Origin of the sequence: Flavobacterium ardleyense (assembly GCF_033547075.1) — a bacterium.
Classification (GTDB): Bacteria; Bacteroidota; Bacteroidia; order Flavobacteriales; family Flavobacteriaceae; genus Flavobacterium; species Flavobacterium ardleyense_A.
In genome coordinates, this window is the sequence record NZ_CP137891.1 from 2,140,744 (window position 1) to 2,156,638 (window position 15,895).

The window sequence follows — 15,895 nt, forward strand, 5'->3', positions numbered from 1 at the left end:
AAATAATCTAAATTAAAAAAATACTGAAAAGTACAAATAAGTTAAAATTCGAAATTAAAAAAAGCAATGAGTATTTCTGTAAAGAACATATCGAAATCTTACAAAAACTTGAAAGCAGTTAATAATATCAGCTTTGAAGTTGGCGATGGTGAATTGTTTGGTCTAATTGGGCCAGATGGTGCGGGGAAAACGACGCTCTTCAGAATATTGACCACATTGCTTATTGCCGATCAAGGAGTTGCGACGGTCGCGGGATATGATGTAGAAAAGGATTACAAAGCGATTCGGAATTCGGTTGGATATATGCCCGCAAGATTTTCGCTTTATCAAGATTTGACTATTGAAGAAAATTTGGAATTTTTTGCTACAATCTTTGGAACCACCATCGAAGAGAATTACGATTTAATAAAAGATATTTACATTCAGATTGAACCTTTCAAAAATCGGAGAGCTGGAAAATTATCGGGAGGAATGAAACAGAAATTAGCTTTGTGCTGCGCTCTGATTCACAAACCGAAAGTCTTATTTCTCGATGAGCCAACCACTGGAGTCGATCCGGTTTCTCGTAAAGAGTTTTGGGAAATGCTCAAGCGACTAAAACAGAAGGGAATTACCATATTAGTTTCGACTCCTTATATGGACGAGGCGGCATTATGTGACAGAATCGCGCTGATACAAGAAGGGAAAATTTTAGAAATCGACACTCCGCAAAATATCGTTGCGAATCATCAAAAGAATATTTATAATGTTGGCAGTTCTGATACCTATAAGCTTATTCAGGATTTGAAAAGTTATCCGTCCAGTTTTAGTGTTTATGCTTTTGGCGAATTTATTCACTATACCGATTCAGACCTGAATTTTAATCCCGAAGATTTAAAGGATTATTTAAATCAGAATAACCACAGCGATATAATCATTGAGCCAACCGAAGCTACGATTGAAGATGTGTTTATGGATTTGGCAATTTCATCTAAAGTAGACTAAAGTGGAAAAGGAAAAAATCATAGAAGTAAAAAATTTAACCAAGCAGTTTGGTGATTTTACAGCTGTAAAAGAAATATCCTTTGATATTTATAAAGGCGAAATCTTTGGATTTTTAGGAGCTAATGGCGCTGGAAAAACTACGGCTATAAAAATGCTTATTGGTATTTCGACACCGACTTCTGGATCCGCATTGGTAAGCAATCTGGATTTAATCAGCCAAACAGAGCAGGTGAAAAGAAGTATTGGATATATGAGTCAGAAATTCTCGATGTATGATGATTTAACTATCAAAGAAAACATAACATTCTTCGGCGGAATTTATGGCTTAAGTCGAAAACAAATTAAAGAAAAAATAAAGGTTTTGGTTGAAGAATTAACTCTTCAAGAGGTCGTTAATGAACTGGTCGGCTCATTACCATTAGGCTGGAAGCAGAAATTAGCATTCTCGGTAGCATTGTTACACGAACCTAAAATTGTGTTCCTAGATGAACCTACTGGAGGAGTTGATCCAATTACGAGACGTCAGTTTTGGGAGTTAATTTATGCCGAAGCGCACAAAGGCACTACGATTTTTGTCACGACACACTATATGGATGAAGCCGAATACTGCGATAGAGTTTCGATTATGGTTGATGGTAGAATTGAAGCTTTGGACACGCCAAAAAATTTAAAAAAGCAGTTTAATGTGGAATCGATGAATGAGGTGTTTTTGAAATTAGCTCGAAATATAGAGTAGTTCAGAAATATACTTATTCAAAAAGAAAGGAAGTTTTTTAAGAGAATATTAAAATCTATTTCGAAATATAATGAAGCGATTTATCGGATTTGTTAAAAAGGAATTCTACCACATTTTTCGGGATAGACGCTCTATGTTTATTCTTTTCGGAATGCCGATTGCGCAAATTATGCTCTTTGGTTTTGCCATTACCAACGAAATTAATAACGTGGAAATTGCGATTCTTGATAAATCGAAAGATGCGGAAACCACAATGATTATTAATAAGATCAATGCTTCAAAATATTTCAATATTGAAAATGAAATCATCAGCGAAAATCAAATTGAAGAAGTTTTTAAAAAAGGAAAAGTAAAAGCAGTTCTGGTTTTCGAGAAAGATTTTGCCAAGAATTTGCAAGCACAGAAAAAGGGAAGTATTCAAGTAATTTCGGATGCCACCGATCCAAATACGGCCAATACCATTACAAATTATACCCAAGCGATTTTACAAAATTACCAGCAGGAACTTAATCAGGGAATCGAAAGTCCTTACCAAATCAAGACGCAATCTCAAATGTATTACAATCCAGAATTGAAAAGTGTTTTCAACTTTGTGCCTGGAGTAATGACCGTGATATTAATGTTGGTTTCGGCAATGATGACCTCGATTTCGATAACTAGAGAAAAGGAATTGGGAACAATGGAAATTCTATTGGTCTCACCTCTAAAACCTTTTTTGGTAATCATTGGAAAAGTCTTTCCTTACATATTCTTGTCAATCATCAATGCAATTGTAATTATCGTTCTGAGCATTTTCGTTTTTAATGTTCCCGTGGTTGGGAGCTTATTCTTGCTAGGATTTGAAAGTATTTTGTTCATCATAACCTCGCTGACCTTGGGAGTTTTAATCTCTACAATCGCCCAAACTCAGCAAGCTGCTCTGATGATTTCGCTGATGGGATTGATGCTTCCGGTGATCTTACTATCGGGATTTATATTTCCGCTATCAAGTATGCCGCTGCCACTCCAAGTAATTAGCAATATCATTCCTGCCAAGTGGTTTATTATAATCTTAAAAGGAATAATGCTCAAAGGAGTTGGAATTGCACAATTGTGGAAAGAAACTGGAATTCTAATCTTTATGGCTTTGTTTTTTACCGTGCTTAGTATTCGAAATTATAAAATTCGATTAGAGTAAGTTTTCAACCGAAAATTAATTCAAAATCAATATATGACAGAGAAATGAAAACAATAATTTATATAGTTCAAAAGGAATTCAAGCAGATTATGCGCAACAAAGGAATGTTGCCTATAATCCTTGTATTGCCGCTATTACAGCTTTTGATTTTATCAAATGCGGCAACTTTTGAAGTTAAAAACATTCAGTTTTCCTATGTAAATTATGACAAAACTACTTCTTCAAACGCACTGTTAGACAGATTTAGAGCATCGACTTATTTTAATATTGTGGAAGATTTTCCTTCAAAAAAACTCGCTGATGATGCGATGGAAAAAGGAAGGGTAGAAGTGATCTTAGAAATTCCTCGCAACTTTGAAAGCAATTTAGTCAAAAATGAAACCGCTGATTTGGCAGTTTACATTAACGCGATTGATGGCGCAAAAGCGGGCGTACAAAATGTTTATGTCAACCAAATTATTAGAAGTTACAACCAAGAAATTCTCATCAACGCCTACCAACAAAATCAGCAATTAACAAGACCAATTAATATCGAAATTATTCCATCGTTTTGGTACAACAATACGCTGAATTACAAAACCTATATGGTGCCAGGAATTTTGGTGCTTTTGGTCACAATGATCACACTTTTTCTTTCGGGAATGAACATTGTGCGCGAAAAGGAAATGGGAACTTTGGAACAAATTAATGTGACGCCCATCAAAAAATACCAATTTATAATTGGTAAATTATTTCCATTTTGGGTCCTGGGAATGCTGATTTTAACGGTCGGGCTAATCATCGCCAAACTCATCTTTGCAATTCCTATAATCGGAAACATTGCGCTGATTTATTTGTTCTCGTCGGTATATATTTTAGTGATTCTGGGAATGGGATTACTGATTTCCAATTTCACAGATACCCAGCAACAAGCAATGTTTATTGCTTGGTTTTTTGTGGTTATTTTTATCTTAATGAGTGGACTTTTCACCCCAATTGAAAGTATGCCGATCTGGGCTCAAAATATGACATTATTTAATCCAATCCGCTATTTTGTTGAAGTAATTAGAATGGTAATGCTCAAAGGTTCAGGATTTTCGGACATTAGCAGACAGTTTTTCATAATCTGTTTCTACGCGTTTTTGATGAACGGATTGGCGGTTTGGAGTTATAAAAAAACGAATTAATTTACTAAAAGCTATTTGCGACTTATTTCTAATATAATTTTCATTTGGGCGCTTTGTAGCTGTTATTGCGAAGGATATATTATAAAAAATCAAATGAACGTTTTCGCAATAACAGCCACAACCGGGTCATCCACTGTATCTTTGCTGCTCCAAGATGATGACTTTTCTATACATAAATTTTGGGAGCAGCAAAGGATGCCGTTCCTACCCCTAGCGCAACAAGCCGTTCTCAACATCAATTCTCTAAGTCCAATTGATGGACGAATATTAGCGGTAAATTAAAATTAACCCTTAAAGAGACTTTTCAAATAAACTAAACAATTATGCAAGATTTTGATTACTTTTAAAATCTTAAAATTTAAAGTCAAAAGACAAAATAACTCTTTATGCAGCAGATAGATTTAAAAGCACCTAGATGGTTTTGGGCCATAGCTATACTACTTTTCCTATGGAATTTAATAGGATTGTCATCTTTTATAATACACACATTTATTTCGGACGATGAGTTACAGAAATTAGCCGCAGACGAAAGAGCGCTTTATAGCGAATATCCATTTTGGGTGGTGTTATTATTCGCAACTGCAGTTGCGGGTGGTTTGCTAGCGTCTCTAGGGATTCTTTTTAGGAAAAAATGGTCGCAAATTGCAGCGGTAATCTCGCTTATGGCGGTCGTTCCACAAATGATTCACAATGTATGTTTTACCAGTTCTATTCAAGTTTACGGTTTGGCACAGGCAGTAGCTATGCCTATAATTGTGGTGATTTTTGCATTAATATTAGTTTGGTTTGCAGGATTTGCAACTAAGAGAAATTGGCTAAAATAATTGATAATATGGCGAAAAATAAGACAGTAGAAACTGACATTCAAGTAGCAGATTTTATAAATTCTTTTGTTGAAAATGAAGAGAAAAGAAAGGAGAGTTTTCAATTAGTGAGCTTAATGAGTAGATGGAGCGGTTTTGAACCTAAAATGTGGGGAATGTCAATCATTGGATTTGGTAGTTATCATTATACGTATGATAGTGGTCACGAAGGAGATGCACCACTTATCGGTTTTTCGCCACGTAAAACTGCGTTCTCGCTGTATGTTTATTCGCAAACGACCGAAAATGAAAAGCTTTTAGAGCAGCTAGGGAAGTTTAAAATGGGGAAGTCTTGTATATACATCAAAAAATTAGAAGATATAAAAATTCCAATTCTCGAACAAATTAGCCAAACATCCATTGCTTATATTAACGAATATCATGAATGCAGTTGTAGGAAATAGGTGCGTGGTAAAGTGAACATCGTAGAATAGTATGGCTTTGGCCAAAATAAAGTAAAACAATAGTTGATATTGTTGAGCGAAGTAAATGCATTTTAATTACAGCTTCGAAAAATTAAATATTTCGGACGAGAACAAATTAAATTTTCGCTCAACTAATTTTGAGCGATCTGAATGTTTTTGGCAAAAGCCTTTTATTCTATATTAATTAGAATGTTCAAATTAATTTTGCAAGGCAGTGCCGTACTATTATTGCACATTATTAGTGGTATTGATCAATTTTATAAATGAAGCCTAAAATTTTAGAATTTTAAAATTTACTGAAAACACTATATTAGTAAAAAATATTATTATGGAAAAATTTTTCGGTATTACCATAGAAAAAACAGTAGCGATAATTCTAGCAACAATAATCATTTTTATTGTGGTGATAGTTCTAACGAGATTGTCCGGCAAGAGGAGTTTTAGTAAAATGTCTAGCTTCGATTTTGCTTCCACTATTGCCATTGGATCTATAATTGCCAGTGGAATTTTGCTAGATGACATTACACCGGCGGTAACAATAGTATCTTTAGCAGCGATTTTTTTCTTACAAACTGCCATTGCTTACTTTAGAAGGTACGCAATTGTGCACAAAATCATTGACAATCAACCATTGCTTCTAATGGAAGGAAGTACAATATTGTATGAGAATTTAAAGAGTGCTAGGGTGACGGAAGACGATTTACGGTCCAAATTAAGAATGTCAAATGTGGTGCATTTGAGTCAAGTTAAAGCAGTTATTTTAGAAAGCACGGGCGATCTTTCGGTATTACACAATAATGATGCAGATCTGGAAGTAGAAAAATGGATTTTGCAAGGAGTAAAAAAGTAAAGTTTTCAAAAAGAAACTGAAATTCTAGCTTATTTTTCAAAATATTTGAAATTTATTTCGGTACTTTTTATAAAAATCTTGTTATTTACAAAATTGATAAAAATTTCATAAATATTAGTTGCTTACTAACCTGGGTGTCTATCTTCGAAAATTGAAAATTGGCTGGGTTGTATTTCTATATTAATTTGAAACGCTACAATTTTCTCTTTTACTGATCAAAAACAATTCATTCAATTTTTAACTTAAGACCAAGCAACAAAATTTCTATGACACTTTCTATACTTCTAATTATAATTGGGTTTGTTGGATTAATTTATGGCGCAAATTGGCTTGTTGATGGCGCCTCATCATTTGCTAAGAAAAAAAATATCTCAGACCTTGTAATCGGATTTACTATTGTTGCTTTTGGAACGTCGGCACCAGAATTAGTAGTAAACAGCGTGGCGGCAGTAGGCGGTTTTTCTGACATTGTAATGGGAAATATTGTAGGGAGTAATAATTTTAATCTCTTTATTACCTTAGGAATTGCGAGTCTTATTTATCCACTCTACATTCAGCTAAATACTATTCAGAAGGAAATTCCAATATCCTTAATTATCACGGTACTTGTGCTGTTATTCGCCAATAATTTTTGGATGAATGCTAATCCAACAATTTCTAGATGGGAAGCCGGCATTTTACTGCTAATTTTCTTGGGTTTCTTATTTTATATGTTTAAACAATTAAAATCTGATTTACCTGCTGGCGAATTTGTTCCAAAATCCAATGGCAAAATTCTGTTCTTAATTGTAATTGGTTTGGCAGGATTAATTTTGGGCGGTAAATTAGTGGTAGACAATGCAATTGTAATTGCAACTGATATGGGCGTTAGTCAGAAAATCATAGGCCTTACAATTATAGCGGCTGGAACTTCACTTCCCGAACTCGTAACCTCTGTTGTGGCAGCGTTTAAGAAAAACAGCGATATTGCAATTGGAAATATCTTAGGATCAAATATCTTTAATATTCTACTTATTTTACCAATTAGTATATTGATAAGTCCCCTCGAATACAATATCAACTTTAATACAGATCTCTATATTTTGATTGGAGGGACAGCCTTTGTATTGGCTGCAGTTTTAATTGGAAAATCAAAAAAAGTAACAAGATGGCACGGATTTATTCTTCTCGCTTTTTATGTTTCTTATACTTCCTTCCTTGTAGCACAGGAATTATAATTGAAAAAGTTCAGCATCAGACGGCATCTAAAACTTTTAAAACACCTTCAAATATTAATAGGAAGTTGGCTTATAGTTGACGATATATTATAAAATCTGTAGTATATTTATCGAAATGTTATTTAAATTTAATATTATTTATAAATAATAACAATTCTGTAGTATTATGGTCAAACTCACAACTCTTTTCAAGGAATTTTACGAAAGCGAGAAATCGGCAGGGATTATTTTGCTTATTGCAACAGTATTATCCTTGGTATTGGCAAATTCTGCGATGCAAGATCCGTATATCAATTTCTGGCAATATGATGTTGGTGGACATAGTATAACGCACTGGATTAATGATGCTTTGATGGCAATATTTTTCTTGTTGATTGGCCTGGAATTGGAACGGGAGATTTACATTGGTGAGCTTTCTGATTTAAAGAATGCGTCATTTCCAATTATCTCGTCGTTTGGAGGGTTTTTAATTCCAGCAGCAATATTTTTGATATTTAATTACGGAACTCCAACTCAATCTGGAGCTGGAATTCCGATGGCAACAGATATTGCATTTGCAATTGGAATCCTTTCACTGCTAGGAAACCGAGTACCAAACTCTCTCAAAATCTTTCTAACCGCGGTCGCAGTCATTGACGATCTTGTAGCAATTATTGTGATAGCGTTGTTTTACACAAAAACTTTAATTTGGAGTAATTTATTAATATCACTTAGTATTTTCGGCGCTTTATTATTACTTAATCGCTTAAAAGTTCAGAAGCTGTTGCCTTACTTATTAGGAGGAGTTGCAATGTGGTACTTTATGTACAATTCGGGCGTTCATGCAACTATCACTGGAGTTCTGTTGGCCTTTGCAATTCCGTTTGGAAACGGGTCTAGCAATTCTATTTCCTACAAATTACAGCATTTTCTACACAAGCCTGTTGCTTTTATCATTTTACCGCTTTTTGCAATCGCTAATACCGCTATTTCAATTGGAAGTGATTGGCAAAGTGGATTAGGTGAGTCCAATAGTATCGGAATAATGGTCGGATTGGTACTTGGCAAGCCGTTAGGAATTATCATTTTTGCACTTATTGGAGTAGCAGTAGGTGCCTGTTCGTTGCCAAAAGATCTAAAATGGCAAAATATAATTGGTGTTGGGCTTCTAAGCGGAATTGGCTTTACAATGTCAATTTTCATTACAATCTTAGCTTATAGCGATGAATTACTTATTAATAATTCGAAAATCGCCATTATTGTCGCATCTATAATTGCGGGCTTCTCTGGTTTTATCGTACTCCGATTAACGCTCAAGGAAAAAAGGTCTGAGGTATAAAATCAGAAGTTTCAATCCTCTTTAGGTTCGAGTATCTTTTTAGATTGTTTATCAACGTAGAGTTGATTAACTAATTTCATAATTATTGCAACTACAGGAGTAGCGAGTAAAACACCCCAAAATCCAGCCAAAGTTCCCATTCCTATCTGTCCAAAAATTAATAATCCTGGCGGAACACTAACCATTTTTTTTTGAATTAAGGGCTGTGTCACGGCACTTTGTATAATTTGAATAAAAGTGTAAAGAAGTACTACTAGCATTGCCGTATCTGATCCCTGCATTAATCCAAGCAAAACTGCGGGAACAAGGGCGATGATTGGTCCGAAGTTTGGAATGAAATTTAAAAGACCAGCGATTAATGCTAATGTTAGAACCAAAGGCATGCCTAATGCCCAAAGACCTAAACCGCTTAGGACTGCAATAAAAAAGAATCCAAAAATCTGTCCTTTGAGCCAATTGCGCAGTAAGGTATTTATACTGTCCCATAATTCCGCGGCTTTCTCTTTTCCAGCAGGTGGAATTAAATGAATAAAGCCGCGTCTGTAAACGCTGGGACTTGCAGTGAAAAACATTCCCAATAGAATTACAATATATAAATCGCTGATAATTCCGAATGTTGATGAAAAGAATGAACTGATAGTTGCACTTGCCTTTCCAGAATCAACCGAATTTGTGGCATAGTCAATTACCTTTGATCCCATTGGCTGACTATTAATCCATTTCTTAGCGTGTTCCAATGTTTGCGGTAAAGTATTAGAAAGTTGATCTATTTGAGAACTTAGTCGAGCGCCCACAAACCATAAGAATAGACTGATTATAATCAAGTTTAATAGAATGGCTAGCACAAGCGAAAAGGTTTTTCCGATTTTAAATTTATTGTAGATAAGAGAAGAGCATCCGTGAAAGTAAACGCTCATTAATACCCCCGCCAAAACTAAAAGGAGAAGACTAAAAAGTGTTTTGAAAAGTAACAAGATAACCACAATTAGCGTTACTATTCCCGAGGCAATCCATATTTTAGTTGAGTATTTTAGTGGTGATATATTATAATCTTTTCTTGGATCTTGTTGCATAAGTTAATTTTTAAGAATTGATGAGCAATGCACCAACGATGGGTAGTTTTAAAGATACAAATTTTCATAAAAAAAATTAGTGATTCGTAGAATTTATTAGACTGTTTCACGAGAAATCTATATTGCATTTACTTCAAATCTAGTTCTAGTAAGCATGTTTTACTAAATAGTTGCGTTGAATTCTCTTTGTCAGCGATTATGCAAAAAATTTACTGTCTAGTTTTAGTACCGAAAATTAATTTCATTGACAACACATCTAAATGTTGCAGTTATATATACAGCAACAAATTCTCTTCGAAAAATTCTACAAAATAAAAGTTCATCTTTTAAAAAAGACTTTCCCTATATTTGACGTTTTTAAAATTTCGAAAATGAAACAATCTATTAAAGATGCGAAGCCATTATATCTGTATCTTCTCTCAACAGCTTTTATCTTTCTGTCGAAATTCGTAGAATCAGATTATCAAATGCTTTCATATGTTTTTACTGGAATAGCGGTCGCGATATTTATTTTGGCGCTAACACAGCATTTTAAGACTAGGAAATAGTAGAAAGTTTAAATATTTCTTTAGTTGTGTTATTAACTTAAGAGCTAAAAGCTAACAGCTGATAGCTAAAGGCTGATAGATAACAGCTAGCAAACAAACTCCAATCCTAAATTTCGCCTACTTTTAATACTTATCGATTTATCTTCTTTGAGATATTTTCGCAGTCGACTAATAAAAACATCCATACTTCGGCCAGAAAAGAAATCGTCGGTGTTCCAAATTGCCTTTAAGATTACTTCTCGCTTGATCAACTGATTTTTGTTTTCGAATAAGAATAGGAGGAGAGCAGCTTCTTTTTCTGTTAGTTGCTGTTTAGAATCAATACAAGTCAAGGTCAATCTTTCGGCATCAAAAATGAATTTTCCAATCGCAATTTTCTGATTTTGAGAAAGTATTTGAATTGCCTTCTCACTTCTTTTCAAAATATTCTGAATTCGTAAAACAAGTTCGTCCGCTTCAAAAGGTTTTAATATATAATCATCAGCGCCTAATTTAAGTCCGCGAATTTTATCTTCTTTTAATTTCTTAGCAGTCAGAAACAGAAATGGAACTTCAGGATTTTGATTCACGATTTTTTCGGCAAGGGTAAATCCATCCATTTTTGGCATCATCACATCCAATATACAAAAGTCGAATAGTTCTTTTTTAAAAGCATCAAAAGCCATTTCACCATCGGTAACCCAATGTACTCTAAAGTCGAAAAGCTCTAAGTACTGCTTTAAAACTTTTGCAAAATCTGCATCGTCTTCTGCCAAAAGAATTTTTTTCATTTCCTAAATAGTTGAATATTGATAATTTAAAAAAATAGTTACAATAGCAAAGTCAAGTGTCAAGAGGCTGGAATTGATAGATTAAAAGTCGCTCCCTTGCCCAAATCACTTACAATCTGAATACTGCCGTGATGCGCTTTTACAATCTGTTGCACATAATATAATCCAAGCCCCAATCCTTTTGTAGTATGAATATCGCCTTGCTGTACGCGATAAAATTTATCAAATAATACCAACTGATTTTGTTTTGATATCCCAATTCCATCGTCTTGAATCGCAATGCAGAACTTAGAATCGTGCATAGAACAGGAAACCAATATATTATGACAGCCATATTTAACTGCGTTTTCTAATACATTCGTAATTGCCGTGGTAAGATGAAATTTATCCAGATTTAGGGTTGCCGAAAGATTTTTAAAGTCAGTTTTGATTAACACATTTGGAAAAGCAATTTGGAAATCGTCGATTATCTCATTCAGAAAATTCGCCATTAGAACTTTTTCTTTATTTAAATCGATATCATTATAACCCAAAGCATTTGTCATCACTTGATCTATCAGACTTTGTAGACGAGTATTTTGTCTATTGATGGTTTCTAAAAGTCCATCAAAACTTTCGAAATTTTCTTTTATTTGAGGTCGACTGAGCAATTTTGTCGAAACGGATAATGTTGCCAATGGCGTTTTTAACTCGTGGGTAATGTTATTAATAAAATCAGTTTTGATATTACTTATTTTCTTTTGTTGTATCAAAGATTTCAACGTAATTACAAATAGAAGTGTAAGAATTAAAATAAAGCATACCGCCAATGAAAAGATCAATATCATTCTTTTCAAAACAATTATCTCCCAATTTTTTATTGAAACAAACAAAGTGTCTTCGGTCAGTAATTTATAAGAGACATTTCCAACTGTAGATTTAAATACGCCGCTGGTAGTACCAACGTAATTTCGGACCATAAATGCGTCTTCAAGTGATGCTAAATTCCCAAAAACCTTATTTGTAATCAGGGGTTGTTCAGCAAAAATAGTATCTGCTTCAGCATTGTTGTAGAGTACAAATTTATCCAACACAATCGCGAAATCCATTTCCAAATCGGGCATTTCTTTTCGAAATTCCTCTTGAAGCTTTTCAGTTAATTCCTTTTTGAAATTATTCTGTAGAATTGATTGTTTTATTTGCTCTTTTGTAGTTGTGTGATTTAGCAAAAAATGTTCTGCTAGTTCCTTATAATAAATATCTTTTTTGACAAAAATCTTCGAATCAATATCGCTGTAATCGTTGGTGATACTAGCAATACGCTCTTTAATTTCCAATCGAAACTGCTCCACTTTATATTCATATGCAGTCTTTACAAGATAGAATTGCATTGCAATCAGCCCAATTAAAACGGCTGCCGATCCAACGATAAGTAAATTGATCTTCTGCTTCATAAAGTTATAAATACTCTTCAAAAATACATTTTTTATCAATGGAAAAATAGATTAACCCTGTGTTAACCCTGCATTAACCTTCAATTCTACGTCTTTAATGCAAATTTGTAATCGTTGAAAATAGAAAATGTTTTAAAATTATATCTCTATGCTACTAATATCTAAAATTTATGCTGCCGCCCAAAAAGTTCCTGAAGATTTTGGTTTTCGTCATATAAAATTAAAATACCTCGACGATCCAGTGGATGTAATTGTAATTTCAAAAATAGGAGAAGAGCGCATTGCCAAACCACTTTTTCTATATTGTCAAGATAGTTTGCCCAAGCCTGTAATTAAATATTCTGAAAAAGGACTTTACGATATTCTGCCCTTTGATGAGCAATTATTTCTTAGTGATTTCCACATCGCGATTGTCGGAAAACCTTTTATTCCTGTTATCAGTAATGTCGACAAGTTATCTACAGACTTCCTATTTCTAAAAGATTTCGAAAACCGAATTCCGCCAAGAGGATATTCGGATAGAAATTATTTGGATTATTACGTTTTTCGAAATAATTCAATTTTAAAACAATTGTTTAAATACCGCTGGGCAAAAACTTCTAAACTTTTAGTTGTTGGTGAAGGCGAAGGAAGTTCGATTGCCGTAAAAATGGCGACATTAAATAAGAAAATCACGCATCTAATCTATTCACGAGGAAATCCCTACGGAAACTTCGCGAATCAGTTGCAAGAGAATAAATTAAATCAAAATAGCTATCAAACTTCGAAAGAAATTTTGCTTGACTATAGCGGAGTTGTGTCTAAATCAACAGAAATTCAATACAATCAATTAGAAACTTCAAAAGCAATTTTTAGTTTTTCACTTCCGCAACGTGATAATTTGCTGTCTTTAAAAATCCCAATTTTGGTATATTATAAAACTGCTGACTCCAACCGAGTATTTAATGATTTTTTCCAAATTGAAGTTATTCGAGAAAGAAAATTGAGTATTGAATTTGACTGCGACTTAGATAGTAGGCCTGATTTTCTATCAGAGAATGAAAAAAACAATTCTGACCGTATATCCAGAAAATGGCAAAAGTGGTGGGAGAGGTGCATTAACTTAAAATAATTGTTTGCTTAGGATAACAACAATAAAAAGGTGGTAATTTGTAATTACCACCTTTTTTCAAGTTCACAAAATTTGAATTATGCTTCTGCAGCATCAAAATTAATGTCATTATAAGCCGCTTCTGTCAATGTTTTATCTGCTGCTTTTTCTTCTTCTAGAGATTCGTGCAATAATTTTCCTGCTTTAATTTCACCTAGCGTTTTTGCGTAAGCACAAAGAGTACCGTAAGTCGCAATCTCGTAGTGTTCAATTTTTTGAGATGCCGCGATAATTCCAGCGTCACGTACAGCTCCTGGCTCAGTTTCTTCAAGGATTTCTTCCCCTTCTTTAATCAGTCCCGCCATTGCCTCACATTTTTTGGCAACCGCTTTCTCACCAATCATTTCAAATACTTGTTGTAGTCTTTCTATCTGACCTTCCGTTTCGGTTAGATGCGAATTTAACGCTTCAATTAGTTTCTTGCTAGTGGCATTTTTTGACATTTTTGGCAACGCTTTGGTCAATGCTTTTTCTGCCCAATAAATATCTTTTAATGCATCAACAAAGAATTCTCTCAAATCTTCTGCAGCACTTTTCTTTGCTTTCACTTCTTTTCCTCCGCTTTTGGCAGTAGAAGTCGACTTAGAGTCAGATTTTGCTGTAGATTTTTCGGCAGTTTTGCTTGCAGTTTTAGTTGTAGCTGAAGTTGCTTTTTTTTCGGTTTCTTTGGTATCTTTTTTGTCCGTAGTTTTCATAGTACTATTTTTTTTATTGAATTATAAAATTATAAAAGTCATCCTTTTACCATCTTACATAATTTTTGTAAAAATTTATTACTTCCACACTTAAGTAAATAGTAGACATTAAACGGGCATTTTCAAGGATCTTTTTTTTTGGGCGGCTGCGCAGCACCGGGCTGTCTGCTGTATCTTTACTGCTCCAATAAATAAAGTTTCTAAAACAAATAATCGGGGAGCAGTAAAGGATGCCGCGACCATCCCTGCCGCAAAATAGCGGTGTCCAAGATATTATTCAATCATCATAGAAATCCAATTCAAAAAGATTATTAGTAATTAAGAAACCTTAACTTGCTAGTGTAGTTTACAACGGATTTTAAGAATCTTACGGAGCATAAAATGATGGCAACACCTACAGATAATGATTCTCATTTTTCCAAATTGAAGAACGGGAAAAATCTAGCCGTTTTAATTGCTGTGAAATTTGGTCTTAAAGCCTTAAAAAGTCACGAACGTGAAGATGTGAATTATAATTATTTTCATCTTTTATTGAAAGGGTATATAGATCAGAATGGAAAACTTGAAATTACAAATCTTGAAGTAAAGGACAACCTGCCGTATGAAAAGCTAAAAGACTTTATCGAAAATCAAACGTACGATGTGAATTTTTTACCAACTGAATTTGACAAATTCTTTTTTACGACTTTTGATTATAAATTTAGATAGTTCTCGATGATTTCGCTGATTATCGCAGTTTTTTATTTATGCATTTATCTGCGAATATCTGCGGGATCTGCGGGATTGAAAAGTAAAACTGTCGGATTATCATAGAGTTTTTTTATGAGTTAATCCGCGAATATCTGCGAGATGTCCGCCAGTTAAAAATAAAGCTGTCGGATTATTGCAGAGTTTTTTTACGACCTAATCTGCGAATATCTGCGTGATCTGCGGGATTGAAAAATATTGCTGTCGATTATCACAGTTTTTTATTTATGCATTTATCTGCGAATATCTGCGTGATCTGCGGGAGTAAAAAATAATGCTGTCGAATTTTCGCAGAGTTTTTTTATGAGTTAATCTGCGAATATCTGCGGAATCTGAGATAGTAAAAAGTAATGCTGTCGATTATCGCAAAGCTTTTTTATGAGTTAATCTGCAAATATCTGAGGGATCTGCGGGAGTAAAAAATAATGCTGTCGGATTATAGCAGAGTTTTTTTATGAATTAATCCGCGAATATCTGCGAATATCTGCGGGATTGAAAAACAATGCTGTCGGATTATCGCAGTTTTTTATTTATGAGTTAATCTGCGAATATCTCCGGGATCTGCGGGGGTAAAAAATAATGCTGTAGATTATCACAGAGTTTTTTAATGGAGTTAATCCGCGAATATCTGGGAGATCTGCGGGATTGAAAAATAAAACTGTCGGATTATCATAGAGTTTTTTTATGAGTTAATCCGCGAATATCTGCGAGATTGAAAAATATTGCTGTCGGATTATCGCAAT

16 protein-coding genes are annotated in these 15,895 nt (G+C 34.1%); 12 read left to right on the plus strand and 4 right to left on the minus strand.

The genetic code is table 11. From position 1 onward, the window contains the following. Positions 1 to 66: 66 nt before the first annotated feature. The 9 genes from SBO79_RS09205 (at position 67) to nhaA (ending at position 8,736) form a co-directional block, all read left to right on the plus strand. Positions 67 to 984: an ABC transporter ATP-binding protein gene (locus SBO79_RS09205; protein WP_318640126.1), complete on the plus strand. Its 918-nt coding sequence runs from the start codon at positions 67 to 69 to the stop codon at positions 982 to 984. A 1-nt stretch (position 985) separates the two neighbouring features. Continuing rightward, positions 986 to 1,720, plus strand: coding sequence for an ABC transporter ATP-binding protein (locus SBO79_RS09210; protein WP_318640127.1), 735 nt, complete (start codon positions 986 to 988; stop codon positions 1,718 to 1,720). A 70-nt stretch (positions 1,721 to 1,790) separates the two neighbouring features. Beyond that, positions 1,791 to 2,897, plus strand: coding sequence for an ABC transporter permease (locus tag SBO79_RS09215; protein ID WP_318640128.1), 1,107 nt, complete (start codon positions 1,791 to 1,793; stop codon positions 2,895 to 2,897). A gap of 44 nt (positions 2,898 to 2,941) precedes the next feature. Further along, a complete protein-coding gene (locus SBO79_RS09220) occupies positions 2,942 to 4,063 on the plus strand; it encodes an ABC transporter permease (protein WP_318640129.1) in 1,122 nt (373 codons plus the stop codon). Between the two features lie 386 nt (positions 4,064 to 4,449). Next, positions 4,450 to 4,887 (plus strand): hypothetical protein, encoded by a 438-nt coding sequence (locus SBO79_RS09225; RefSeq protein WP_318640130.1) that lies wholly within the window; start codon positions 4,450 to 4,452, stop codon positions 4,885 to 4,887. A gap of 8 nt (positions 4,888 to 4,895) precedes the next feature. Continuing rightward, positions 4,896 to 5,330 carry a DUF1801 domain-containing protein gene (locus SBO79_RS09230; RefSeq protein WP_318640131.1) on the plus strand — a complete coding sequence of 145 codons (435 nt, stop codon included), beginning with the start codon at positions 4,896 to 4,898 and terminating at the stop codon, positions 5,328 to 5,330. 349 nt (positions 5,331 to 5,679) lie between these two features. Beyond that, positions 5,680 to 6,201 (plus strand): DUF421 domain-containing protein, encoded by a 522-nt coding sequence (locus tag SBO79_RS09235; protein ID WP_318640132.1) that lies wholly within the window; start codon positions 5,680 to 5,682, stop codon positions 6,199 to 6,201. A 266-nt stretch (positions 6,202 to 6,467) separates the two neighbouring features. After that, positions 6,468 to 7,418, plus strand: coding sequence for a calcium/sodium antiporter (locus SBO79_RS09240; protein WP_318640133.1), 951 nt, complete (start codon positions 6,468 to 6,470; stop codon positions 7,416 to 7,418). A 166-nt stretch (positions 7,419 to 7,584) separates the two neighbouring features. Next, positions 7,585 to 8,736, plus strand: a complete 1,152-nt coding sequence (gene nhaA, locus SBO79_RS09245; protein ID WP_318640134.1) for a Na+/H+ antiporter NhaA — start codon at positions 7,585 to 7,587, stop codon at positions 8,734 to 8,736. An 11-nt stretch (positions 8,737 to 8,747) separates the two neighbouring features. Here the strand turns inward: nhaA and SBO79_RS09250 are convergent, their stop codons facing one another. Next, positions 8,748 to 9,809: an AI-2E family transporter gene (locus SBO79_RS09250; RefSeq protein WP_318640135.1), complete on the minus strand. Its 1,062-nt coding sequence runs from the start codon at positions 9,807 to 9,809 to the stop codon at positions 8,748 to 8,750. 371 nt (positions 9,810 to 10,180) lie between these two features. Here SBO79_RS09250 and SBO79_RS09255 point away from each other — a divergent pair, with 371 nt between their 5' ends. Further along, entirely contained in the window at positions 10,181 to 10,357 is a 177-nt protein-coding gene (locus SBO79_RS09255; RefSeq protein ID WP_318640136.1) for a hypothetical protein, read from the plus strand. Between the two features lie 86 nt (positions 10,358 to 10,443). Here SBO79_RS09255 and SBO79_RS09260 read toward each other — a convergent pair whose 3' ends face one another. Together SBO79_RS09260 and SBO79_RS09265 are read right to left on the minus strand one after the other, a co-directional pair. After that, on the minus strand, positions 10,444 to 11,127 hold the full coding sequence (locus SBO79_RS09260; RefSeq protein ID WP_318640137.1) for a response regulator transcription factor: 684 nt from the start codon (positions 11,125 to 11,127) through the stop codon (positions 10,444 to 10,446). 59 nt (positions 11,128 to 11,186) lie between these two features. Beyond that, positions 11,187 to 12,581, minus strand: a complete 1,395-nt coding sequence (locus tag SBO79_RS09265; protein WP_318640138.1) for a sensor histidine kinase — start codon at positions 12,579 to 12,581, stop codon at positions 11,187 to 11,189. A 127-nt stretch (positions 12,582 to 12,708) separates the two neighbouring features. On the opposite strand from SBO79_RS09265, the gene SBO79_RS09270 reads away from it, so the two are divergent. Further along, positions 12,709 to 13,671, plus strand: coding sequence for a hypothetical protein (locus SBO79_RS09270; protein WP_318640139.1), 963 nt, complete (start codon positions 12,709 to 12,711; stop codon positions 13,669 to 13,671). Positions 13,672 to 13,748: 77 nt separating this feature from the next. Here SBO79_RS09270 and SBO79_RS09275 read toward each other — a convergent pair whose 3' ends face one another. Next, on the minus strand, positions 13,749 to 14,405 hold the full coding sequence (locus tag SBO79_RS09275; RefSeq protein WP_318640140.1) for a YciE/YciF ferroxidase family protein: 657 nt from the start codon (positions 14,403 to 14,405) through the stop codon (positions 13,749 to 13,751). A gap of 384 nt (positions 14,406 to 14,789) precedes the next feature. Here SBO79_RS09275 and SBO79_RS09280 point away from each other — a divergent pair, with 384 nt between their 5' ends. Beyond that, positions 14,790 to 15,113: a hypothetical protein gene (locus tag SBO79_RS09280; RefSeq protein ID WP_318640141.1), complete on the plus strand. Its 324-nt coding sequence runs from the start codon at positions 14,790 to 14,792 to the stop codon at positions 15,111 to 15,113. The last annotated feature ends 782 nt before the right edge of the window (positions 15,114 to 15,895 follow it).

Excerpts from the sequence above, each read along its gene's own strand:
- SBO79_RS09205 (WP_318640126.1), top strand. The coding sequence starts at position 67 with ATGAGTATTTCTGTAAAGAACATATCGAAATCTTACAAAAACTTGAAA.
- SBO79_RS09215 (WP_318640128.1), top strand. The coding sequence starts at position 1,791 with ATGAAGCGATTTATCGGATTTGTTAAAAAGGAATTCTACCACATTTTT.
- SBO79_RS09220 (WP_318640129.1), top strand. The coding sequence starts at position 2,942 with ATGAAAACAATAATTTATATAGTTCAAAAGGAATTCAAGCAGATTATG.
- SBO79_RS09225 (WP_318640130.1), top strand. The coding sequence starts at position 4,450 with ATGCAGCAGATAGATTTAAAAGCACCTAGATGGTTTTGGGCCATAGCT.
- SBO79_RS09230 (WP_318640131.1), top strand. The coding sequence starts at position 4,896 with ATGGCGAAAAATAAGACAGTAGAAACTGACATTCAAGTAGCAGATTTT.
- SBO79_RS09235 (WP_318640132.1), top strand. The coding sequence starts at position 5,680 with ATGGAAAAATTTTTCGGTATTACCATAGAAAAAACAGTAGCGATAATT.
- SBO79_RS09240 (WP_318640133.1), top strand. The coding sequence starts at position 6,468 with ATGACACTTTCTATACTTCTAATTATAATTGGGTTTGTTGGATTAATT.
- nhaA (WP_318640134.1), top strand. The coding sequence starts at position 7,585 with ATGGTCAAACTCACAACTCTTTTCAAGGAATTTTACGAAAGCGAGAAA.
- SBO79_RS09250 (WP_318640135.1), bottom strand. The coding sequence starts at position 9,809 with ATGCAACAAGATCCAAGAAAAGATTATAATATATCACCACTAAAATAC.
- SBO79_RS09255 (WP_318640136.1), top strand. The coding sequence starts at position 10,181 with ATGAAACAATCTATTAAAGATGCGAAGCCATTATATCTGTATCTTCTC.
- SBO79_RS09260 (WP_318640137.1), bottom strand. The coding sequence starts at position 11,127 with ATGAAAAAAATTCTTTTGGCAGAAGACGATGCAGATTTTGCAAAAGTT.
- SBO79_RS09270 (WP_318640139.1), top strand. The coding sequence starts at position 12,709 with ATGCTACTAATATCTAAAATTTATGCTGCCGCCCAAAAAGTTCCTGAA.
- SBO79_RS09275 (WP_318640140.1), bottom strand. The coding sequence starts at position 14,405 with ATGAAAACTACGGACAAAAAAGATACCAAAGAAACCGAAAAAAAAGCA.
- SBO79_RS09280 (WP_318640141.1), top strand. The coding sequence starts at position 14,790 with ATGGCAACACCTACAGATAATGATTCTCATTTTTCCAAATTGAAGAAC.